Annotated in this window: 15 protein-coding genes; 4 read left to right on the top strand and 11 right to left on the bottom strand. The window is 70.9% G+C overall.

The features are described from left to right. Positions 1-129: 129 nt before the first annotated feature. From CCR97_RS27225 to CCR97_RS27215, 3 genes are read right to left on the bottom strand one after another with little or no spacing between them, the layout of a single operon-like run. Entirely contained in the window at positions 130-696 is a 567-nt protein-coding gene (locus CCR97_RS27225) for a sigma-70 family RNA polymerase sigma factor (RefSeq protein WP_111355554.1), read from the bottom strand. A gap of 58 nt (positions 697-754) precedes the next feature. Then, positions 755-3,895 carry an efflux RND transporter permease subunit gene (locus CCR97_RS27220; RefSeq protein WP_111355555.1) on the bottom strand — a complete coding sequence of 1,047 codons (3,141 nt, stop codon included), beginning with the start codon at positions 3,893-3,895 and terminating at the stop codon, positions 755-757. Between the two features lie 4 nt (positions 3,896-3,899). Beyond that, positions 3,900-5,189, bottom strand: a complete 1,290-nt coding sequence (locus CCR97_RS27215; RefSeq protein ID WP_111355560.1) for an efflux RND transporter periplasmic adaptor subunit — start codon at positions 5,187-5,189, stop codon at positions 3,900-3,902. Between the two features lie 165 nt (positions 5,190-5,354). On the opposite strand from CCR97_RS27215, the gene CCR97_RS27210 reads away from it, so the two are divergent. Continuing rightward, positions 5,355-6,017, top strand: a complete 663-nt coding sequence (locus tag CCR97_RS27210) for a TetR/AcrR family transcriptional regulator (protein ID WP_170145689.1) — start codon at positions 5,355-5,357, stop codon at positions 6,015-6,017. Positions 6,018-6,024: 7 nt separating this feature from the next. After that, positions 6,025-7,548, top strand: a complete 1,524-nt coding sequence (locus tag CCR97_RS27205; RefSeq protein ID WP_111355557.1) for an efflux transporter outer membrane subunit — start codon at positions 6,025-6,027, stop codon at positions 7,546-7,548. Positions 7,549-7,713: 165 nt separating this feature from the next. Here CCR97_RS27205 and CCR97_RS27200 read toward each other — a convergent pair whose 3' ends face one another. The 3 genes from CCR97_RS27200 to topA form a co-directional block, all read right to left on the bottom strand. Then, positions 7,714-8,616 (bottom strand): NUDIX hydrolase, encoded by a 903-nt coding sequence (locus CCR97_RS27200; protein WP_245428711.1) that lies wholly within the window; start codon positions 8,614-8,616, stop codon positions 7,714-7,716. Further along, complete coding sequence (gene rnr, locus CCR97_RS27195) at positions 8,613-10,925, bottom strand: ribonuclease R (RefSeq protein ID WP_201160056.1); 2,313 nt, start codon at positions 10,923-10,925, stop codon at positions 8,613-8,615. Before rnr ends, CCR97_RS27200 begins: the two co-directional genes overlap by 4 nt. A 331-nt stretch (positions 10,926-11,256) precedes the next feature. Then, positions 11,257-13,986: a type I DNA topoisomerase gene (topA, locus tag CCR97_RS27190; protein WP_111357454.1), complete on the bottom strand. Its 2,730-nt coding sequence runs from the start codon at positions 13,984-13,986 to the stop codon at positions 11,257-11,259. Between the two features lie 252 nt (positions 13,987-14,238). On the opposite strand from topA, the gene CCR97_RS27185 reads away from it, so the two are divergent. Beyond that, on the top strand, positions 14,239-14,448 hold the full coding sequence (locus CCR97_RS27185) for a hypothetical protein (RefSeq protein ID WP_111357453.1): 210 nt from the start codon (positions 14,239-14,241) through the stop codon (positions 14,446-14,448). Between the two features lie 199 nt (positions 14,449-14,647). On the opposite strand, the gene dprA is transcribed toward CCR97_RS27185, so the two are convergent. From dprA to CCR97_RS27160, 5 genes are all read right to left on the bottom strand, one after another. Further along, complete coding sequence (gene dprA / locus CCR97_RS27180) at positions 14,648-15,769, bottom strand: DNA-processing protein DprA (protein WP_111357457.1); 1,122 nt, start codon at positions 15,767-15,769, stop codon at positions 14,648-14,650. Between the two features lie 142 nt (positions 15,770-15,911). Further along, positions 15,912-16,562: a class I SAM-dependent methyltransferase gene (locus tag CCR97_RS32180; RefSeq protein ID WP_170145849.1), complete on the bottom strand. Its 651-nt coding sequence runs from the start codon at positions 16,560-16,562 to the stop codon at positions 15,912-15,914. Positions 16,563-16,843: 281 nt separating this feature from the next. After that, on the bottom strand, positions 16,844-17,521 hold the full coding sequence (plsY, locus tag CCR97_RS27170; protein WP_111357451.1) for a glycerol-3-phosphate 1-O-acyltransferase PlsY: 678 nt from the start codon (positions 17,519-17,521) through the stop codon (positions 16,844-16,846). Between the two features lie 133 nt (positions 17,522-17,654). Continuing rightward, on the bottom strand, positions 17,655-18,956 hold the full coding sequence (locus tag CCR97_RS27165) for a dihydroorotase (protein WP_111357456.1): 1,302 nt from the start codon (positions 18,954-18,956) through the stop codon (positions 17,655-17,657). A gap of 186 nt (positions 18,957-19,142) precedes the next feature. Then, on the bottom strand, positions 19,143-20,096 hold the full coding sequence (locus tag CCR97_RS27160) for an aspartate carbamoyltransferase catalytic subunit (RefSeq protein ID WP_111357450.1): 954 nt from the start codon (positions 20,094-20,096) through the stop codon (positions 19,143-19,145). A 199-nt stretch (positions 20,097-20,295) separates the two neighbouring features. On the opposite strand from CCR97_RS27160, the gene CCR97_RS27155 reads away from it, so the two are divergent. Next, a partial coding sequence (locus CCR97_RS27155; protein WP_201160055.1) for an acyl-CoA dehydrogenase family protein occupies positions 20,296-21,785 on the top strand: 1,490 nt, incomplete at its 3' end.

Below are 21,785 nucleotides of genomic sequence, written 5' to 3'. Positions count from 1 at the left end.
GGGGCGTCGATGGCACCTCTGTCGCAACGCGCTGCGGCAGGAGCGGGGCAGGGGTGTTGCGGTGTGTTTCGGGCGGTGCCGAATCGTAATCGCCTGTGGGATCCGCCCGCCGACGCTCGGGCGGGACGATCAGTCGACCGGCAGCGACAGCCGGACGTCCTGCGCCGCCTCGCGCAGGACGTCGCGCAGCCGCTCGCGTGCCCGCTTGAGCAGCGATTCGATCGCGAACACCGTGGTCTGCATCACGGCGGCGATCTCCTCGTTGCCGAGGTTCTCGTGATAGGACAGCAGGATCGCGAGGCGCTGGCGCTCCGGCAGCGCGTCGACGGCGCGCTCCAGCATCGCGTCGGCCTCGGCCCGCTCCATCATCGTGATCACGTCGGGGCGCGGATCGGCGGGCTCGGCGATCGCGTCGAGCGGCTCGCCGCGCTGGCGCCGGTGCAGGTCGATGCAGCGGTTGATCACCACCCGGCACAGGAACGTGGAGAACTTGGCCCGACCCGGCTCGAAGCGATGCCGGCCGGTCCAGATCTTCAGGAACGCGTCCTGGACGACGTCCTCGGCGTCGGCGCCGTTGCGCAGGATGCGCAGCGCCAGCGCGTAGGCCTGGTCGACGTGCCGGCCGACGAGCGCGCGGAACGCGACCTCGTCGTCCGCCGCGATCCGCCTGACGAGCTCGTCGTCCGGTATCTGCACCCGCTCCTCCGCGCCTGCCGGCCTCTCCTGTGCGCGTCGCTCCGAGCCGCCGTGCTGCTCAACCCGCCGTCGGCGTCGTCGCCGGCGTGTGCGCGGGCCGGCGCACCAGCCGATCCGTCACCCGTCGCACCGTGACGAACAGCAGCCGGATCAGGAATACGCCGAGTGCCGTCACCGCGATCATGCCGCCCAGCACGCCGATCCCGATCGCGTTCTGGCTGCCCGAGCCGGCGCCGCTCGCCGTCGCCAGCGGCACTACGCCGAGAATGAAGGCGAGCGACGTCATCAGGATGGGGCGAAGGCGCTGCCGTGCCGCATCGAGTGCCGCCGATGCAAGATCCTGGCCGGCCTTGAGCCGCTCCAGCGCGAATTCCACGATCAGGATCGCGTTCTTCGCCGACAGGCCGATCGTGGTGAGCAGACCGACCTTGAAGTAGACGTCGTTCGCCTGACCCGTCAAGGTCGCGGCCACCACGGCGCCGAGGATGCCGACCGGAACCGTGAGCAGCACGGCGAGCGGCGTCGACCAGCTCTCGTAGAGCGCGGCGAGCGCCAGAAAGACGACCAGCAGCGAGATGGCGTAGAGCGCGGTGGCTTGGCTGCCGGCGAGCTGCTCCTGCTTGGAGAGCCCGGCCCAGGCGTAGCGGAAGCCGGCCGGCAGCGTCGCGATGATGCGGGCGATCTCGGCCATCGCGTCGCCCGAGCTGACGCCCGGGGCGCCCTGGCCGACGATCTCCACGGCCGACGATCCGTTGAAGCGCTCGAGCTTCGGCGAGCCGTAGGTCCAGCGCGTCGAGGTGAAGGCCGAGAACGGCACCATCGATCCCGACGTGTTGCGCACGTACCAGGACTCGAGGTTCTCCGGCGTCATCCGGTGCGTCGCGTCGGACTGCACGTAGACGTACTTGACGCGGCCGCGATGGATAAAGTCGTTCACGTAGGTGCCGCCCCAGGCGGTGGCCAGCGTGGTGTCGACATTAGCGAGCGACAGGCTGAAGGCGCTGGCCTTCTCCTGATCGACGTCGATGGCGAACTGCGGGGTGTCGTCCTGGCCGTTCGGGCGCACGGCGACGAGCTTGCCGCTCTGCGCCGCGGCGCCCAGCACGCGGTTGCGCATCTCCATCAGGCTCTCGTGGCCGGCGCCGCCGATGTCCTGGAGATACACGTCGAAGCCGGTCGAGTTGCCGAGGCCCGGCACGGTCGGCGGCGCCAGGGCGAACACCTGCGCGTCCGCGATCGCCATGAACGCCCCCATGGCGCGTCCGGCCACGGCCTGCGCCTTCAGGGCCGGGGACGTGCGCTCGTCGAACTGCTTCAGCTTGACGAAGGCCATGCCGACATTCTGGCCTTCGCCCGCGAAGGAGAAGCCGCTGACCGTCATGACGCCGTCGACCGCGTCCTTCTCGTTGTCGAGATAGTGCCGCGCCACCTGCGCCAGCACGCGGTCGGTGCGGTCCATGGTGGCGCCGACCGGAAGCTGGGCCATCGTCATCAGGATGCCCTGGTCCTCGTCGGGCAGGAACGAGCTCGGCAGCCGCACGAACATCACGCCGGCCGTCGCGGTCAGTGCGGCGAACAGGGCGAGCACGCGCAGCGGCCGGCCGAGGATGCGGCCGTTCGCCCGCCGATAGCTGTCGGTCGCGCGATCGAAGTTGCGGTTGAACCAGCCGGCGAGACCGCTCGACTTGCTGTGCTCGGACGACGGACGCAGCAGCGTCGCGCACAGCGCCGGCGTCAGCACCATGGCGACGACGACCGAGAGCACCATGGCGGTGACGATCGTCACCGAGAACTGCCGGTAGATGACGCCGACCGAGCCACCGAAAAAGGCCATCGGCACGAACACGGCGGACAGCACGGTGGCGATGCCGACCAGCGCGCCGGTGATCTCGCGCATCGACTTTTCGGTCGCCTGCTTGGGCGGCAGGCCGTCCTCCTGCATGACGCGCTCGACGTTCTCGACCACCACGATGGCGTCGTCGACCAGAAGGCCGATCGCCAGCACCATGGCGAACATGGTCAGCATGTTGATCGAGTAGCCGGCGATCGCCAGCACCCCGAAGGTGCCGAGCAGCACCACCGGCACAGCGAGCGTCGGGATCAGCGTGGCGCGTAGGTTCTGCAGGAACACCAGCATCACCACGAAGACGAGCACGATCGCCTCGGCGAGCGTCTTCACCACCTCCTCGATGGAGAGGCGGACGAACGGCGTGGTCTCGTAGGGGTAGTGCACCTCGACGCCGGACGGGAAGGTCGGCGCCATGTCGGCGATCGCGGCCTTGACCCGGTCGGCCGTGCCGATCGCGTTGGCGCCGTTCGCCAGCATGATGGCGAGGCCGGCGGCCGGCATGCCGTTGTAGCGGCTCGACGAGCGATAGTTGTCGGCGCCGAGCTCGACGGTCGCGACATCGCCGATCCGCACGATCGAGCCGTCGGCCGCGCTCTTCAGGATGATGTTGCGGAACTGCTCGGGCGTCTGCATGCGCGAGCGCGCCGTCACGGCGGCGTTGATCTGCTGGCCCTTGGTAGCCGGCAGGCCGCCGAGCTGGCCGGCGGCGATCTGCACGTTCTGGGCCTGGATGGCGGCCGACACGTCGCCGGGCATCAGCGCGAACTGGGCGAGCTTGTCGGGATCGACCCAGATCCGCATCGCGTAGCCGGAGCCGAAGAGCTGGGTCGAGCCGACGCCCTCCAGGCGCTTGATGCTGTCGTTGAGCGTGCTGTTGACGTAGTCGGCGAGGTCGACGTCGCTCAGCGTGCCGTCGCGCGACACGAAGGCGATCACCATCATGAAGCTGTCGGACGACTTCGACACCGTCACGCCGGTGCTCTGCACGACCGACGGAAGCTGCGCGGTGACGAGCTGCAGCTTGTTCTGCACCTGCATCTGCGCGATGTCGGGATCGGCCGCGTTGGTAAAGGTGAGGCTGATCGAGACCGAGCCGGACGAGCTCGACGAGGACGTGATGTAGTCGAGATGGTCGATGCCGGTCATGCCCTGCTCGATCACCTTGGTGACCGAGTTCTCAACCGTCTGGGCGTCGGCCCCCGAGTAGTTCGCGGTGATGCGCACCGAGGTCGGGGCGATCTGCGGATACTGCGAGACGGGCAGGCTGCTCAGCGCCAGGAGGCCGCCCAGCATGATGGCGATGGCGACGACCCAGGCGAAGATCGGCCGGTCGATGAAGAACTGGGCCATCGCCTCACTCCGTCGCCGTCGCCGGTGCCGTACCGGTCGTGCCACCGGACGCCGGCACCGTGCCGGCGAGACGCGACGGCGAGTCCGCGGCGGCGCGCTTCACCTCGCCGGTCGTCTCGTCGAGCGTCACGGCGACCGGCTTCACCGGCTGGCCGGCGCGCGCCTTCTGCGAGCCCTCGATCACCACGCGGTCGCCCTCGGCGACGCCCTTGTCGATCAGCCAGCTGGTGCCGATGCCGCGGCGCACCTGCAGGACGCGCTGCTCGAGCTTGTCGTCCTTGCCGACGAACAGCGCGACCGCCTCGCCCTTGGCGTTGCGGGTGACGGCGCGCTGCGGCACCAGGAAGCTGCCCGGCGCGATGCCTTCCTCCAGCACGGCCCGCACATACATGCCGGGCAGCAGCAGGCGATCGGGATTGGGGAACTCGGCGCGCAGTGTGAACGTGCCGGTGCTCTCGTCGACTTTCACCTCGGCGAAGCCGAGCTTGCCCGAATGGGCATAGGCGCGGCCGTCCTCCAGGATCAGCCGCACCGGCACCGAGTCGCCGCGGTTGGCGAGGCGTCCTTCCTCGAGCGCGCGGCGGAACTTCAGGAAGTTGAGGCTCGACTGGGTGAGGTCGACATAGATCGGGTCGATCTGGCGGATGGTGGCGAGCGCATCGGTCTGGTTGGCCGTCACCAGCGCCCCGACCGTGATCGACGATTTTCCGATGCGGCCGCCGATCGGTGCCTTGATCTCCGTGTAGGCGAGGTTGATGCGGGCGGTGTCGAGATCGGCCTTGGCGGAGGCGACCGTCGCCTTGTTCTGCGCCAGCGCCGCTACGGCGTCGTCGACGTCCTGCTGGCTGACCGCCTTCTCCTTGCTCAGCCCCTTGTAGCGCTCCGCCTTGGCCTGGGCGCTCGGCACCGCGGCCTCGGCCTTCTGCAGCGCCGCGACCGCGCTGTCGTAGGCGGCCTGATAGGTCGCCGGATCGATCTGGTAGAGCACCGTGCCGGCGGCGATCTCGGCGCCCTCGGTGAACAGCCGGTGCTTGACGATGCCGTTGACCTGCGGCCGCACCTCGGCGGTGAGGAACGCCGTGGTGCGCCCCGGCAGCTCGGTCGTCACCGCGACCGACTGCGGATGCAGCACCACGACCCCGACCTCCGGAGTCGGCATCTGGCCTCCCGGACCCGGTGCCTGCATGGCGCCGCCACCTTTTCCGCTGTCGCCGCAGCCGGCCAGCAGGGTCGCCGCGAGGAGCGCCGCCGCGGCCGCGGTGCGCCCGGAGAATCCGTCGGGGGTGATGAGCATGACGTGCATCCGTCCGATGTTTCGTGCCGCCGACGGTGGACTTCCGGATCGGCTTGAATTAGGAAACTGTAGAGTTTATATATTCGCGCATCCGGACCCGTCAACCAGCGGCCGGTTGCGGCGTTCTCCTGGAGCCTTCTGGTCGCGATGACGGTCGACGAATCCTTGACGAGATCGAAGACACCGCCGCCGGCGGCCGCTCCGGCGCGGGGGCGGGGACGCCCCAAAGTCGACGACGCGACCCAGCGGGCCCGCATCGTCGCCGCGGCGCGCGACGTCTTTCTGGCCGGCGGTTACGACGCCACCACCATGGACGCGGTGGCGCATCGCGCGGGCGTGTCGAAGAAGACCGTCTATCAGCTCTTCGGCGGCAAGGACGCGCTGTTCGCCGCCATCGTCGCGGCGCATCGCGACCTCATGCTGAACGCGCCGGAGGGCGACGACGACCGTCCGCTCGAGGTGGCGCTGGCGTCGATCTTTCGGCTCGATCTCGACGCCGACTCCGAGCGCGACCGCAATGCGCTGCTGCGGCTGATGATGCTGGAGGCGCCGCACCGGCCCGAGCTGGCCCGCGTGGTGTTCCGTCACGGCCCGGAGGAGTCGAAAGCCATTCTGGCGCGCTGGCTCGCCCGTCAGGCCGAACGCGGCCGTATCGCCATCGACGATCCCGAGCGGACGGCCTCGCTTCTGCTGCACATGGTGTTCGCGCCGCTCGGCTTCGACGAGGACGGCCCGCGCCTGCCGGGGCCGGACGAGCGCCGCGCCCATGCGACGGCCGCCTTCTCCATCTTCCTGAACGGCGTCGTGCCGCCGCGTACACGAGACTGATCAGCCCATGACCCCCGATGTTTCGCGGCAGCGTCTCCGCCGTGGCGTTCCCGTGCTCTCCTGCCTGCTCGCCGCCACCCTGTTGGCCGGATGCGCCGTCGGGCCAGACTATCACGCCCCGGAGATCGCCCTCCCGCTGCAGTGGGCGAACGCGCCGAAGCAGACGCCGGCGGCGCCCCGCGACCTGGCGCGATGGTGGCTTGGGTTGAACGACCGCACCCTCGATGCGCTGATGGACGAGGCGGTCGCCGGCAACCTGGACGTCGCCACCGCCAAGGCGCGGGTGCGCGAGGCGCGGGCGAACCGCAAGCAGGCGATCGCCGCGCTGTTGCCGACCGTCGCCGGCTCGGACTCGCTGACCCGCAACCGCACCGGCAACTCGGCGCCCTCCGACACGGCGCCGATCTCCGGCTCGCCCTATACGCTCTATCAGGCCGGCTTCGACGCGAGCTTCGAACTGGACATCTTCGGCGCCAACAAGCGCAGCCTGGAGGCGTCGACCCGCGCCCTCGAGGCGGCGTTCGACGATCTCGACGCGACGCTGCTGACCCTGCTCGGCGACGTCGCCTCCACTTACGCCGAGGCGCGCGGCTACCAGGCGCGCGTCGCGCTCGCCAGGCGCACCGCGACCTCGCAGCGCGAGACCGCGGCGCTGACCAAGAGCAAGTTCGACGCCGGCTCCGCGTCTGCCGTCGACGTCGCCAAGGCGGTGGCGCAGGCGGCCTCGACCGAGGCCAACATCCCGCAGCTCACCGCCGCCTATGTCCAGGCCGTGCACCGGCTCGGCATCCTGCTCGGCCGCGAGCCCTCGGCGCTCGCCGCCCGGATGGACCGGGGCGGCGCCATCCCGGCGCCGCGAACGGCCCTGAAGGCCGGCATCCCGGCGGACGTGCTGTTCCGCCGGCCCGACGTGCGCAGGGCCGAGCGCCAGTACGCCCAGTACACGGCGAAGATCGGCGTCGCCACGGCGGCGCTCTATCCGAGCGTGTCGCTCACCGGCAGCATCACGACCTCGGCCCAGAAGGCCGGCGATCTCGCCAGGGGCTCGACAATCGGCTGGTCGTGGGGACCGTCCGCGACCGTCCCGATCTTCAACGCCGGCAGCCTGCTCGCCGCCGTCGACGCCGCCGAGGCGCAGCGCGACCAGTATCTGCTGACGTTCCGCTCGACCGTGCTGACCGCGCTGCAGGACGTCGAGAACGCCCTGGTGTCGCTTTCCGAGGAGCGCAAGCGCGCGACCAAGCTCGCCGAGTCGGCGAAGAACTACGGCGAGGCGGCACGGCTGTCGCGCGCCCTCTACCAGACCGGCACGTCGAGCTTCCTCGACGTGCTCGACGCCGAGCGCTCCGCCTACTCGGCCGAGGATTCGCTCCTGCAGAGCCGCGTCGCCATCACGACCGACTGGATCGCGCTCGCCAAGGCGCTCGGCGGCGGTTGGGACCGCCCGGTCGACACGTCGACGCGCGTGGTCGTCGATACCGGTACGCTGCCGCACCTGATCGACGTGCGCGTGATGGACCCGGTGCGCTGACCGCCGCGTGATTGAACCGACCTCGATCCGCCCTCGTCCTGAGGAGCCCGCGCAGCGGGCGTCTCGAAGGGCGGGGGCGGCCGTGTATTCGGGCCACATGGTTCGAGACGCGGCCTGCGGCCGCTCCTCACCATGAGGGGGGACGTCGCGCCAGAATGCGTCGCCCTACAGCTCCGTCCGGTGGAAGCGGCCGCGCACGAAGCGATAGAACGGGACGGGCAGGTCGGGCGTGAAGCCCCTGGCGATGCGATGGTCGAGCTCGGCCAGCACCGTCTTGGTGATCGGCGAGAGGTCGAGCCGCTCGGCGTCGTCGAGCGGCATCCACACGAGCTCGACCAGCTCGGCGTCGGGTCCGACGATGCCGTCGACCCGGCCCGCGATGGCGGTCGCGTCGACGGCGAAGAAGCGCGCGTCGAAGCGGCGCGGCCGGCGCGGCGGCGTGATGGCGCGGGCGACGAGCTGCAGCCCGGAGAGATCCGGCAGCACGCCGGCGTTCGCGAAGCGGTCCCACAGCACCGCGTCGTTCGGTGCTGCCGCGCGGGTCGCTGGAGGCCAGGTCGCCGGCCACGGCGCCTCGGCCCGGCCGAGCATCAGCCCGGTCTCTTCAAACGTCTCGCGTACGGCCGCGATCGCGAAAGCGCGCGCCTTGGTCAGGCTCGGGCGCTGCGTCTCCAGCATCAGCCGCTCGGCCATGCGTGGGTCGAGCTCGCCGGCGGCCGGCACGCCGCGGTCGGCGGGCTCGACACGGCCGCCCGGGAACACGAACACGCCGGGCATGAACTTGAGGCCGGCGTGCCGTCGCCCCATCAGCACCTTCGGGATCGCCTCGGTGCGGTCGATGATGATCAGGGTCGCGGCGTCGCGCGGCTTGAGATTCTGCGAGGTCATGTCGCGATCGGACCGGTTCAGCCACGCGGTCAGGCGCGCCGGGAGGTCCTCCGGCGCGACGTCGGCGATCGGGAAGGCATCGTCGGCGTCCCGCCGCGTGCCGACCGGCTGCGTGTCGGCCGCGCTCGCAGCATCGCTCGTCGCCCGCATCACCCCGCCCGCCATGGCTGCGCCCGTCACCGCTTCTTTCGCCCGGCCGAGGCGGTGCCCCGCTTCGGCTTCGTGCGCGTCGTCTCGCGCCGCGGGGCGGCGCGCTCGCGCGGGCCGGTGCGCTTCTTGCCGCGCCCGCCGCGCGTCTCCAGCGTGCGGCCGTGCGACGTGATCTCGAAGCGGAGCGCGCCGGCGACCGGCGCCGCCTCGACGAGCTTCACCGTGACGGTGTCGCCGAGCCGCCAGCTCTCGCCGGTCGCGTCGCCGACCAGCGCGTGGTGGCCTTCCTCGTAGCGATAGTAGTCGCGCCCGAGCGTCGCGGCCGGCACGAAGCCGTCGGCGCCGGTCTCGTCGAGCTTCACGAACAGGCCGGAGCGCGTCACGCCGGCGACCCGACCCGTGAAGGTCGCGCCGATGCGGTCGGCGAGATGGTGGGCGATCAGCCGATCGACGGTCTCGCGCTCGGCCGCCATGGCGCGCCGCTCGGCCGCCGAGATCTTCGCCGCGACCTCGGCCAGCGCCGCGACGTCGACGCTTTCGGCGAGGCCGTCGCGGCCGAGCCGGCACGCCCGGATCAGGGCGCGATGCACGATCAGATCCGCGTAGCGCCGGATCGGCGAGGTGAAGTGCGCGTAGCGCCGCAGGTTCAGGCCGAAATGGCCATAGTTCTCGGCCGCGTATTCGGCCTGTGCCTGGCTGCGCAGCACCACCTCGTTGACCAGCGCCTCGTTGTCACGACCCTTCACGCGGGCCAGAACCGTGTTGAACTGCGCCGGCCGGAGCGCGCCGGCCTTCGGCACGTTGATGTCGATGGTCGCGAGGAACTCGCGCAGCGCCGTCATCTTGTCGAGGCTCGGCTCGTCGTGCACCCGGTAGACGAGCGGCGTCTTCTGCTTCTCCAACGTCTCGGCCGCCGCGACGTTGGCGAGGATCATCATCTCCTCGATCAGCCGGTGCGCGTCGAGCCGCGGCGGCACGACGACGCGGTCGACCGTGAAGTCGGGCTTCAGCAGGATCTTGCGCTCGGGCAGCTCGAGGTCGAGCGGGCTGCGCTCGTCGCGGGCGCGCTTGAGCGCCGCGTAGGCGTCATAGAGTGGCCGCAGCACCAGCGGCAGCAGCGGGCCGGTGGTGTCGTCGGGATGCCCGTCGATCGCCGCCTGGGCTTGGCCGTAATGCAGCTTGGCGATCGAGCGCATCAGCACGCGATGGAAGGCGTGGCTGCGCTTGCGGCCGTCGGCGCCGATCACCATGCGGGCGACGAGAGCAGGGCGGTCCTCGGCGGGGCGCAGCGAGCAGAGGTCGTTGGAGATGCGCTCCGGCAGCATCGGGACGACGCGGTCGGGGAAGTAGACCGAGTTGCCGCGGGCCAGCGCCTCCTTGTCCATCGCGGTGCCGGGCCGCACATAGGCGGCGACGTCGGCGATGGCGACGTCGATGACGAAGCCGCCCGGATTGTCGGGGTCGCTGTCGGTGCGGGCGAAGACGGCGTCGTCGTGATCCTTCGCGTCGATCGGATCGATGGTGACGAACGGCACCTCGCGCCAGTCCTCGCGATGGTCGAGCGTCGCCGGCCGCGCCGCCTCGGCCTCCGCGAGCACGCTCTTCCCGAACTCGTGCGGGATGCCGTGGGCGTGGATGGCGATCAGGCTGACGGCCCGCTCGCTGGCGAGCGAGCCGAGCCGCTCCTTCACCTTGGCGACCGTGGTGCCGAAGCGTCCGTGCTTCTGCACGTCGACAGCGACGAGATCACCCTCGCGGGCGTCGAACGTGTCGCCGGGCCGGATCGTCAGCTCGCGCCCCAGGCTGCGCTTGTCGACCGGCACCAGCCGGCCCCCGCCGTCGGGCAGCACCCGGAACACGCCCAGCGTGCGGTGCTTGGTGCGGTCCAGCACTTTTATCGCGCGACCGCTGTAGCGAACGCCATCGTCCTCGTCGGTGCTTTCCTCGGTGCGCACGAGGGCACGGTCGCCGATGCCGGGGATCTCCGCCGGCCGGGCGCGGCGCGGCACGTGGAGGCGGATCTTCGGCGCCGGGCCGTTCTCCTCCTCGTCCCACTCGGCCGGTACGGCGATCAGCTCACCGTCGGCGTCGCGGCCCGTCACCTCGGCGAGCACCACGGGCGGCAGCACCCCGGTGCGCCGCATCTTCTTGCGGTACTTCTCGATGCGACCCTCGTTCGCCAGCTCGCGCAGAATGGTCTTGAGGGCGGCCCGGTCGGCGTTCTTCAGCCCCCAGGCGCGCGCGATCTCGCGCGTGCCGACATTGCCGCCGTTCTGCTCGACGAAGGCGAGGATCTCGTCTTTCGAGGGGAGGGTCGGACCGTGCTGCTTCGTCTTCACCGCGAGGTCCGTGCGCCGAGGGTCTTGGTCATGCGCCCAAGGTAAGGGGCGAAGCGGGATTCCGCCAGCCGGCGAGGAAGGCCACTCGCTGGAGTCTTTGGTCCGAGACGCGCTCAGGCGCAGCGGCTCCAGCGTTCCCTCCCCCCCTTGTGGGGGAGGGACAGGGAGGGGGGTGAGCCACAGACTCGGCGTTCGCGGCTCACCCCCCTCTCCACCTCTCCCCCACAAGGGGGGAGAGAGCAGGCTGCGGTGCAGGGCTAAGCCCCCCTCGAACGCCGGCGCCGTACGCAGGAGCCGACAGGTCGAATTCAGGTCGTTCCGAGCCGACCGCTCACTCGCTGTCGGCCGGCTCCGGGGTCTTCCTCGCCTTGGCGGCGGGCTTCTTGGTGGTGCCTTTGGCGGGCGTCTTCTTGGCCGGTGCTTTCTTCGGCGCCGCCTTCTTGGCGGGCTTTGCCTCGCCCTCGTCCTTCGCCTTGGTGTCCTTGGCCTTCGGCTTGGGGGCCGCCGCCTTCTTGGCCGGGGCCTTGCGCTTGGGGGCGCCGCCCGTCTTCTCGGCCCGCTCCGCGATCAGCGCGACGGCCTCGGCGAGCGTGATGGTCTCCGGCGTCTTGTCCTTCGGCAGCGTCGCGTTGATGCCGTTGTGGCTCACATATGGCCCGTAGCGGCCGGCCTTGACGACGATCGGCCCGCCCTGGTCGGGATGGTCGCCCAGCGTCTTGCCCGGATCGCCGCCGAATCGGCGGCCCTTGCCGCCCTTCTCGCGCTTTTCCGCGATCAGCGTGACGGCGCGGTTGAGCCCGATGGCGAGCACGTCGTCGCCGGGCTCCAGGTTGGCGTAGGTCTTGCCGTGCTGCACGTAGGAGCCGAAGCGGCCGATGCCGGCCAGGATCGGCTCGCCGTCCTCCGGATGCTTGCCGACCTCGCGCGGCAGCGACAGGAGCCGCAGCGCCATCTCGAGGTCGACCGAGCCCGGATCCGTGCCCTTGGGCAGGCCGGCGCGCTTCGGCTTGTCGCCGCCGTTCGCCTCGCCGAGCTGGATGTAGGGGCCGAAGCGGCCGCTGCGCAGCGTCACGTCGAAGCCGGTGTCGGGATCCTGGCCCAAGACCTTGTTCTCGGCCTCGCCGCCCTCGCCGTTGCCGACCGAGAACGGCCGCGTGTAGCGGCATTCAGGATAGTTCGAGCAGCCGATGAAGGCGCCGAAGCGGCCGAGCTTGAGCGACAGGCGGCCGGTGCCGCAGGTCGTGCAGACGCGCGGGTCTGAGCCGTCCTCGCGGGCCGGGAAGATGTGCGGGGCGAGCATCGCGTCGAGCGCGTCGATCACCTCGCTGATCTTAAGGTCCTTGATGCCGTCGACGGCGCCGGTGAAGTCGGTCCAGAAGCGGCGCAGCAGCTGGTGCCACTCGATCTCGTTGTTGGAGACGCGGTCGAGCTGCTCCTCGAGATCCGCCGTGAAGTCGTACTCGACATAGCGCGAGAAGAAGCTCTCCAGGAATGCCACGACGATGCGGCCGCGGTCCTCCGGCACCAGGCGGCGCTTGTCGATCCGCACGTAGTTGCGGTCCTTGAGCACCTGCAGGATCGACGCATAGGTCGACGGCCGGCCGATACCGAGCTCCTCCATGCGCTTGACCAGCGACGCCTCGGAGTAGCGCGGCGGCGGCTCGGTGAAGTGCTGGGTGACGTCGAGGGCCTGCTTTTTGAGCGGCTCGCCCTGGCTCATGGCCGGCAGACGGCGGCTCTCGTCGTCGTCGGGATCCTCGTCGCGGCCTTCCTGATAGACGGCGAGGAAGCCGTCGAACGTGATCACGCTGCCGGTGGCGCGTAGATCCAGCGTGCGACCACCGGCCTGCGCCGTGATGTCCACGGTGGTGCGCTCCAGCTCGGCCGATTCCATCTGGCTCGCCACGGCCCGCATATAGATCAGCTCGTAGAGCTTCGCCTGGTCGGGCTCGAGGCCGCGCTTGATGTCGCGCGGCCGGCGCGTCATGTCGGTCGGGCGGATCGCCTCGTGGGCCTCCTGGGCGTTCTTCGCCTTGGTCTGGTACTGGCGCGGCGAGGCCGGGAGATAGCGGTCGCCGTAGTCCTCCTTGACGACGCTGCGCACCGAGGCGATCGCCTCCGGCGCCATCTGCACGCCGTCGGTTCGCATGTAGGTGATCAGGCCGACCGTCTCGCCGTCGATGTCGACGCCCTCGTAGAGGCGCTGCGCCACCCGCATCGTGTGGGCCGGCGCGAAGCCGAGTTTTCTGCTCGCCTCCTGCTGGAGGGTCGAGGTGGTGAAGGGCGGCTGCGGGTTGCGCCGGGTCGGCTTCGCCTCGACGCTCGCGACCGAATAGCGGGCGGCTTCGAGCGCCTGCTTGAAGGCTTCGGCTTCTGCCCCGGTGCCGATGTCGAGCCGCGTGATCTTCTTTCCGTCCGCCCCGACGAGCCGGGCCTGGAACGCCTCCTGGCGCGGCGTCAGCAGGGTCGCGACCAGCGACCAGTACTCCTGGCTGACGAACTTCTCGATTTCGAGCTCGCGGTCGCACACGAGGCGCAGCGCGACCGACTGCACGCGGCCGGCCGAGCGGGCGCCGGGCAGCTTGCGCCACAGCACCGGCGACAGCGTGAAGCCGACCAGATAATCGAGCGCGCGCCGCGCCAGGTAAGCATCCACCAGCGCCTGGTCGACGACGCGCGGGTGCTTCATCGCCTCGGTGACGGCCTGCTTGGTGATGGCGTTGAACACCACCCGCTCGATCGGCTGGTCCGGCGAGAGCGCGCGCTTTTCACGCAACGCTTCGATCAGGTGCCAGGAGATCGCCTCGCCCTCGCGGTCCGGGTCGGTCGCGAGAATCAGCTTGTCGGCGCCCTTGAGGGCGCGGGCGATGTCGGCGATGCGCTTCTGCGCCTTGCCGTCGACCTCCCAGATCATCCGGAAGTCCGCGTCGGGATCGACCGAGCCGTCCTTCGGCGGCAGATCGCGGACATGCCCGAAGGACGCGAGCACCTCGTAGCCACGGCCGAGATACTTGTTGATGGTCTTCGCCTTGGCCGGAGATTCGACAACGACGACGTTCATGAAAAGCCTTGCAGTGGACGTGGTGCGCCGGGGACCCGGTTCCGGGTCGCCGCGGCCCGGAAAATGGTTAAGCGGGGGGCAGGTGTCAAATCCGGGCTGCAGCGCGCCGCTCGCACACCCGAGCACGTATCAAAAGTTGTGTTTATTTGCAGGCTCGATTTGAGATAGAATTCCTGTCGGAAACCACGAGCGAGACCATGCGCCCGTGCGGCCGCGAGGGAAACCCCGCTCGGCCGCGCGGCAGGGGATCTCATGTCCGATCTTTCGCCTGCCGACGAGCGGCCGACGCCCCAGGCCACGGCCGCCTATATCGCGGACCTGACCGGCGACCTCGCCCGGTTGGCGCGGCGCCACGGTCTGCCGACGCTCGGCTACATCCTCGACATGGCGCGGGTCGAGGCGGAGGCGCAAAGCGGCGCGGGCCGCCCGCAGGAGCGCGCCAACGGCGTGCCGCCGCGATGAGCGGGAAGGCGCTTGGTCCTGTGCAGTTGGAGGGCTTTGCGGAGTTCGTCATTCCGGAACGACGCGGAGCGTCGGACCCGGAATCCAGCCAAGAATGCCGAGTTCGCTGGATTCCGGGTTTGCGCCTTCGGCGCGCCCCGGAATGACCTGGTCTTGCGGATCTGGCGTTTCGAGACACGGCAGCGCCTACCGCGCGGCCTCACCCCATCAGCGCCACCCGGCCGCCGCGCTGGCGGTCGAGGCGGCCGGCGAGCTCGAGCTCCAGCAGCGTCATGTGGACGGTCGCAGGCGCCGCGCCGGACCAGCGGATCAGGTCGTCCACGGCGACCGGGGTCGGCCCGAGCAGCGCCGTGATGCCGTCGCGGGTGCGCGCGTCCTCCGGCATATCGAAGGGCAGCGGCAGGGTGATTGGCGCCGGCTCGTCGAGCGGCCGCTCGAATCGCCCGCCCACCATCGGCTCCAGCGCGGCGACGACGTCGGCGGCGCCGGTCACCAGGGTCGCGCCCTGCTTGAGGAGATCGTTGCTGCCTTCGGCGCGCGGGTCGAGCGGCGAGCCGGGCACAGCGAACACCTCGCGGCCGTGCTCGAGGGCGCGCCGCGCCGTGATCAGCGAGCCGGAGCGGCGCGCCGCCTCGACCACCACGACGCCCAGCACCAGCCCGGAGATGATGCGGTTCCGACGCGGGAAGTCGCGGCCGCGCGGCACCCAGCCCATCGGCATCTCGGACACCACGGCGCCGCGCGCCGCGATCGTCTCCAGGAGATCGAGATGCTCGGGCGGGTAGGGCCGGTCCTGGCCGCCGGCCAGCACGGCGATGGTGCCGCGGGCGAGGCTGCCCTGGTGGGCGGCGCCGTCGATTCCCCGCGCCAAGCCCGAAACCACCGCGAATCCCGCCTCGCCCAGCTCGCGGGCGATTCTCTCGGCGAACATCAGCCCGGCCGCCGAGGCGTTGCGGGCGCCGACGATGCCGACCGCCGGCTGCTGCAACAGGTCGAGACGGCCCCGCACGCCGATCAGCGGCGGCGCGTCGTCGATCGCCTGCAGGGCGGGCGGGTAGTCGGGCTCGCCGAGCGCGACGAAGACGACGCCGTGGCGGCGTGCCGTCGCGATCTCCTTGCGGGCCTCGTCGAGCGAGGTGACCTGGACGGGCCGGGTGGCGCCGCCCCGGCGGGCGAGGTCGGGCAGGGCGGCGAGGGCCGTGCGGGCCCCGCCGAACCGGTTGAGCAAGGCCCGGAAGGTGCGCGGGCCGACATTCTCGCTGCGGATCAGCCGCAGCCAGTCGAGCCGCTGCTCGTCGGTGAGACGCACGCCGGGCGCCACGCGGACGCTCTCCCTGCCGGGCGGGCCGGCCGGGCCGGCCACACCGCCGGGCGGTATCGTGGCACGGGAGTTCGCGACGCGCGAGAGGTGATTCGCGTTTTGCGCGAGCCGCGGTTGCAGGGGCGGCGCCGATCCGGGCGGGTCAGCCGCGCTTCACCCCGCGGCAGACATAGTAGGAGCCGAACAGGAACTCCTCCATGGAGAAGTCGTCGACCAGGGGCTCCAGGTGCTCCCAGGGGCGGATGTAGGGATTGCCCAGCACGGTGTGCTTCATCAGCCAGATGCTGAACGGCAGCACCATCCGGCCGCCGATTCCGGGCGGCAGCTTGGCGTCCATGATGACGATGCGGCCGCCGGGCTTCAGCAGGTCGAGGGCTCGCGCCAGCACGGCGCGGTGGTGCGGCATGGTGTTGTAGGAGAGGCCGAACATCACCGCGTCGAGCGGCTCCGGGGCGCGGTATTCGGCGGCATCCGATTCGGTGAGCACGACATTGTCCCAGCCGTTGGATGCGACGCTCGCGCGGGCGCGAGCCAGCATGCCGGCCGAGAAGTCGACGCCGTAGACCTTTCCGGTCGGGCCGACTGCGTCGCGCAGGAAGGGCAGGTTGCGGCCGGTGCCGCAGCCGATCTCCAGCACCCGCTCGCCGGGTTTCAGGCCGATGCGCTGGACCGCGGTGCGGCGGAACGCCGACGGCATGAACAGCAGCCACTCGAACGGGACGATCAGGCTGGCGATGCGGTCGTAGCGGTTGCGGATGTAGTCGAGATCGTAGTCGGCCCACTGAACAGCCACGAGACACCCCCTGCGTCGCGCCGCTCGACGCGATCCCCTGCCGCGACTGGTCCTGCCGCGCCCCGCGAGACGCCGGCGGCCCGAACGCCGCCGGAGTCGGCAGCGTCGCGGCACCCCTCGGGTCGCGATACGGCATCGGGCCGCGGCGTGTAAAGAACCGGGAGTTCGGTTCGCGGCCGGGCCGACGGGCCGGCATTCACGAATCGATATTTTCCGGATGCGCGAATTGTCGCGGGCGCGATGCCCGCCGCCCCACGCCGCCTCGGCCCGCCGGAGGCGGCTCAGGCCGGCTCGTCGGCCGCCGGTGCCTTGGTCCCGCGCGCGCCGATCTTCGACTCGGTGCCGGCGGCGAGGCGCTTCAGGTTGGGGATGTGCTTGAGCCAGGTGATCGCGGCCAGAACGGCGAACAGGAGCGCCGCCCTCGGCTGCCCGGTGAGCCACAGGAGCACCGGCGTCGCGGCGCTGGCCGAGAGGCCGCCGACCGACGAGTAGCGGGTGCCGAAGGCGGCGGCGAGCCACACCACGCCGAATCCGGCGGCGACGAGCGGCGACACGGCGATCAGCACGCCGATGAAGGTGGCGACGCCCTTGCCGCCGCGGAAGCGCAGCCACACCGGATAGAGGTGGCCCAGGAAGGCGCCGAGCCCGGCCAGGAGGCCGAGATCGGCTGCTCCGGCCGCGCCGCCGGCGAGCAGCGGGGCGACCAGCACGGCGGCCGTTCCCTTCAGCGCGTCGAGCAGCAGGGTCGCGGCGGCGAGCCCCTTGCGGCCGGTGCGCAGCACGTTGGTGGCGCCGATATTGCCGGAGCCGATCGCGCGGATGTCGCCCGCGCCGGCGATGCGCGTCAGCAGCAGCCCGAACGGGATCGAGCCGAGCAGATAGCCGAGCGCCAGCGCGGCCGCGGCGAGCGGCAGAGCGTCGAGCGGCGAGGCGTCGAGCCATGTGCCGGGTTGGAGCATCGTCGTCCGCTCCGGGGGTGAGCTTGTCCGCCGGCCACGATGGCGGCGCGTGCCGCGGACCCTATCGGGCGGCCGGTTCCCCGACAATCCGTCGCGACGCGCCGCTCACATCAATCGCGAGTCGTCCGGCCGGTCAGACGAACTCGTAGACCGTGCGGCCGGCCACGATGGTGCGCACCACGCGGCCCTGCAGGCGGGCCTCGTCGAAGGGCGAGTTCTTGCACTTCGACTTGAGGTCCTCGCGGTCGAGCACCCAGGGCGTCTCGACGTCGATGACGATCACGTCGGCCGGCGCGCCGGGCTTCAGCGTCCCGCCGGGCAGGCCGAGGAGCTGGGCCGGCCGGGTCGACATGGCGCGGATGAGCGTCGGCAGCGGCACGTCGCCGGAATGGACGAGGCGCAGCCCGGCGACCAGCATGGTCTCGACGCCGATCGCGCCCGGCGCCGCCTCGGCGAAGGGCAGCCGCTTCGTCTCGACGTCCTGCGGGTCGTGGTCCGACATGATCACGTCGACGAGGCCGCTGCACAGCGCCTCGACCAGGGCGACGCGGTCGCTCTCCGGCCGCAGCGGCGGCGTCACCTTGCAGAAGGTGCGGTAGGAGCCGACGTCGAGCTCGTTGAGGGTGACGTGGTTGATCGACGCCGAGGCCGTAACGGCGAGGCCGGCGTCCTTGGCGCGCTTGAGCACCTCGAGCGAGTCGGCGCAGGTGAGCGAGGCGGCGTGGTAGCGCGAGCCGGTCAGCCCGACGAGCCGCATGTCGCGCTCCAGCACGATCGTCTCGGCGGTCTTCGGGATGCCGAGCAGGCCGAGCCGGGCGGCGTACTCGCCCTCGTTCATCACGCCGTCGGAGGAGAGGTTCGGATCCTCGGTGTGGTGGACGATCAGCGCGTCGAAGTCGCGCGCATAGGTGAGCGCGCGGCGCATCACCTTGGCGTTGGTCACGCTGCGCGCCCCGTCCGTGAAGGCGACGGCGCCGGCGGCCTTCAGGAGGCCGAACTCGGTCATCTCGTCGCCCTTGAGGCCCTTGGTCAGCGCTGCCATCGGCACCACCTTGACGATCGCGGTGTCGCGGGCGCGCCGCATCACGAAGTCGACGGTGGCGGGGTCGTCGATCGGCGGATGGGTGTCGGGCTGGCAGACGATCGTGGTCACGCCGCCGGCGGCGGCCGCCTGGCTGGCCGACGCGAAGGTCTCGCGATACTCGGCCCCCGGCTCGCCGATGAAGGCGCGCATGTCGACGAGGCCCGGTGCGACGACCTTGCCGGCGCAGTCGACCACCTCGGTGCCTTCCGGCACGCCGGCGGCGCCGATGCCGCGCTTGATGTCGCGCACCAGCCCGTCGGCGATCAGCACGTCGGCGACGAGGTCGAGATCGCGCGACGGGTCGACGACGCGGGCGTTGGCGAGAAGGATCGGGCGGCGTTCGGAGAGCATGATCACACCAGGACTGCAGCGGGCGCGCGCGGAGCTTGGTGCGGTCGCCGGAAACCCCGGCCCGTCATGCCCGCGCTCGTCGCGGGCATCCACGCTCTGGACGTCCCGCGGTGGTTCACACGTGGATGGCCGGGACGAGCCCGGCCATGACGGAAAGTGACGACGTGGCCGACGCGAAGAGCCGGCTCACGCATTCGGCAGGTTCCGCGACAGCGCCTCGAGGATCGCCATGCGGACCGCGACGCCCATCTCGACCTGCTCGCGGATCAGCGAGCGGGCGCCGTCGGCGACCGTCGAGTTGATCTCGACGCCGCGGTTCATCGGGCCCGGATGCATCACGAGAGCGTCCGGCTTGGCGTAGGCGAGCTTCTTCTCGTCGAGCCCGTAATAGGCGAAGTACTCGGTGGAGGACGGGATGAAGGAGCCGTTCATGCGCTCGCGCTGCAGGCGCAGCATCATCACGATGTCGGCGTCCTTCAGGCCCTCGCGCATGTCGCGATAGACCTCGACGCCGAACCGCTCGATGCCGGGCGGCAGGAGCGTGGAGGGTGCGATCACCCGCACCCGCGCGTCCATGGCGTTGAGCAGGAGGAAGTTGGAGCGCGCCACCCGCGAGTGCAGGATGTCGCCGCAGATCGCCACCGTCAGGCCTTCGAGGCGGCCCTTGTTGCGGCGGATCGTCAGCGCGTCGAGCAGCGCCTGGGTCGGATGCTCGTGGGCGCCGTCACCGGCGTTGACGACCGAGCAGTCGACCTTGTCGGCGAGCAGCTTCACGGCGCCCGATGCGTTGTGCCGCACGACGAGAATGTCGGGGTGCATCGCGTTGAGCGTGATGGCCGTGTCCATCAGCGTCTCGCCCTTGCGGATGGACGAGGACGCGACGGACATGTTCATCACGTCGGCGCCGAGCCGCTTGCCGGCGAGCTCGAAGGACGCTTGAGTCCGGGTGGAGGCTTCGAAGAAGAGGTTGATCTGGGTCCGACCGCGTAGCGAGGTGGTCTTCTTCTCGACGCGGCGGTTGAGATCGACGAATTCTTCGGCGAGGTCGAGGAGACCGACGATCTCCTCGCGCGAAAGGCCCTCGATCCCCAGCAAATGACGCTGGCGGAGTACGAAGGCAGGTTTGGGTGCCATATTCATCAAAGCCAGCCCTATAGGCTCGTTCGCGGATCCCAGCAAGCGCGCCGTGCTAAGCTCCGTATTTGTCCCCAGCTACGAGGGCACGGGCTGGGGACAAGATGGTGCGGACACGGCCGGAAAGATCCGGCACGGCCGGAAAGATCCGGCACGGCCGGCGGGATCCGGGTAGGGTCGGGCGAGTGCACAGGGCGGGACACGCATGATGGCCGAGCAGGGGCGCCACAACCAGCCTCCATCCTTCGCCGACATCGATCTCTACGACACCGACCGCGCCCTGAAGGACGCCGTCGTCGCCAACGGCGCGGTCGACGAGGCGCGCCTTCTCGGCGCCTTCGGACGGCGCTGGGGCGCGGGCGAGATGGGCGAGCACGCGCGTCTCGCCAACGAGAACACGCCGCGCCTGCAGGCCTTCGACGCGCGCGGCGAGCGGCGCGACACGGTCGAGTTCCATCCGTCCTACCATCATCTGCTGAAGGAGAGCGTCGGGGTCAGCCTGCACTGCTCGACCTGGACGCCCGACGGCGCTCGCGCCGACGCCCCGTCCGAGGTCGCGCGCGCCGCCCGGTTCTACATGGTCGCCCAGGTGGAGAACGGGCACCTCGCCGCCGTCATCACCACCCGGGCCGCGGTGGCGCCGCTCGCCACCGCGGCGTCGCCGGTCGCCGTCGAGATGATCAGGAAGGTGGTCAACCGGCATTACGACCCGAGCTTCCGGCCATGGGAGGAGAAGTTCGGCCTGACGCTCGGCATGGGCGTCACCGAGCGGCAGGTCGGCACCGACGTGCGCGGCGTCGCCACCACGGCCGCGCCGGTCGCCGACGGCTACGCGGTGAGCGGGCACAAGTGGTTCATGTCCGCGCCGATGAGCGACGGCTTCGTCGTGCTGACGCAGGCGCCGGGCGGGCCTGTCGCCGTGCTGGTGCCGCGCTTCCGGCCGGACGGCGAAATCAACGGGCTCGAGCTGCAGCGCCTGAAGAACACGCTCGGCGGCCGCTCGGCCGCCACCGCCGAGGTGGCGTTCCGCGACGCCTTCGGCTGGCCGCTCGGCGCCGAGGGGGAGGGCGTGCGCACCATCATGGAGATGATCCAGCTCAGCCGCGCCGACTGCGCCGTCTCGTCGGCCGGCCTGATGCGGGCCGCGCTCGCCCACGCGGTCCACCACACGCGCCATCGCGACGTGTCCGGGCGGAGGCTCCACGAGCAGCCGCTGATGCGCGCCGTGCTGGCCGATCTCGCGCTCGAGACGGAGGCGGCCGTCGCGCTGGTGTTCCGGCTCGCCCGGTCGTTCGATCTCGCGTCCGCCGATCCAGCCGAGCGCCTGCGCGCCCGCTTGCTCACCCCGGTCGCCAAGTTCCGGGTCGCCAAGATCGCGCCGGCCCTGGTGGCGGAGGCGATGGAGTGCCTCGGCGGCAACGGCTTCGTCGAGGACGGGCCGCTGCCGCGGCTCTATCGCGAGGCGCCCGTCAACGCGATCTGGGAGGGGGCCGGCAACGTGCTGTGCCTCGACGTGCTGCGCACCCTGGGCCGCCACCGCGACGCCGTCATGGCCGTGGTCGACGATCTCGCCGGCGAGGCGGGCGACCTGCCGGGCGCGGCCGCGACCGCAGCGGCGGTGCGCGCGGCGTTCGACAGCCCGGAGCGCGAGCGGCTCGCCCGCGTCGCCGGCGAGATCGTCGACCACGGCCATGA

Origin of the sequence: Rhodoplanes elegans (assembly GCF_016653355.1) — a bacterium.
In the GTDB taxonomy this organism is placed as follows: domain Bacteria; phylum Pseudomonadota; class Alphaproteobacteria; order Rhizobiales; family Xanthobacteraceae; genus Rhodoplanes; species Rhodoplanes elegans.
The sequence above is the reverse complement of the archived record's forward strand: the minus strand, read 5'-3'. Positions and strand labels throughout refer to the sequence as shown.

Coding starts and splice junctions, on each gene's coding strand:
- CCR97_RS27220 (WP_111355555.1), bottom strand. CDS start 3,895: ATGGCCCAGTTCTTCATCGACCGGCCGATCTTCGCCTGGGTCGTCGCC.
- CCR97_RS27215 (WP_111355560.1), bottom strand. CDS start 5,189: ATGCTCATCACCCCCGACGGATTCTCCGGGCGCACCGCGGCCGCGGCG.
- CCR97_RS27205 (WP_111355557.1), top strand. CDS start 6,025: ATGACCCCCGATGTTTCGCGGCAGCGTCTCCGCCGTGGCGTTCCCGTG.
- topA (WP_111357454.1), bottom strand. CDS start 13,986: ATGAACGTCGTCGTTGTCGAATCTCCGGCCAAGGCGAAGACCATCAAC.
- CCR97_RS27185 (WP_111357453.1), top strand. CDS start 14,239: ATGTCCGATCTTTCGCCTGCCGACGAGCGGCCGACGCCCCAGGCCACG.
- plsY (WP_111357451.1), bottom strand. CDS start 17,521: ATGCTCCAACCCGGCACATGGCTCGACGCCTCGCCGCTCGACGCTCTG.
- CCR97_RS27165 (WP_111357456.1), bottom strand. CDS start 18,956: ATGCTCTCCGAACGCCGCCCGATCCTTCTCGCCAACGCCCGCGTCGTC.
- CCR97_RS27160 (WP_111357450.1), bottom strand. CDS start 20,096: ATGAATATGGCACCCAAACCTGCCTTCGTACTCCGCCAGCGTCATTTG.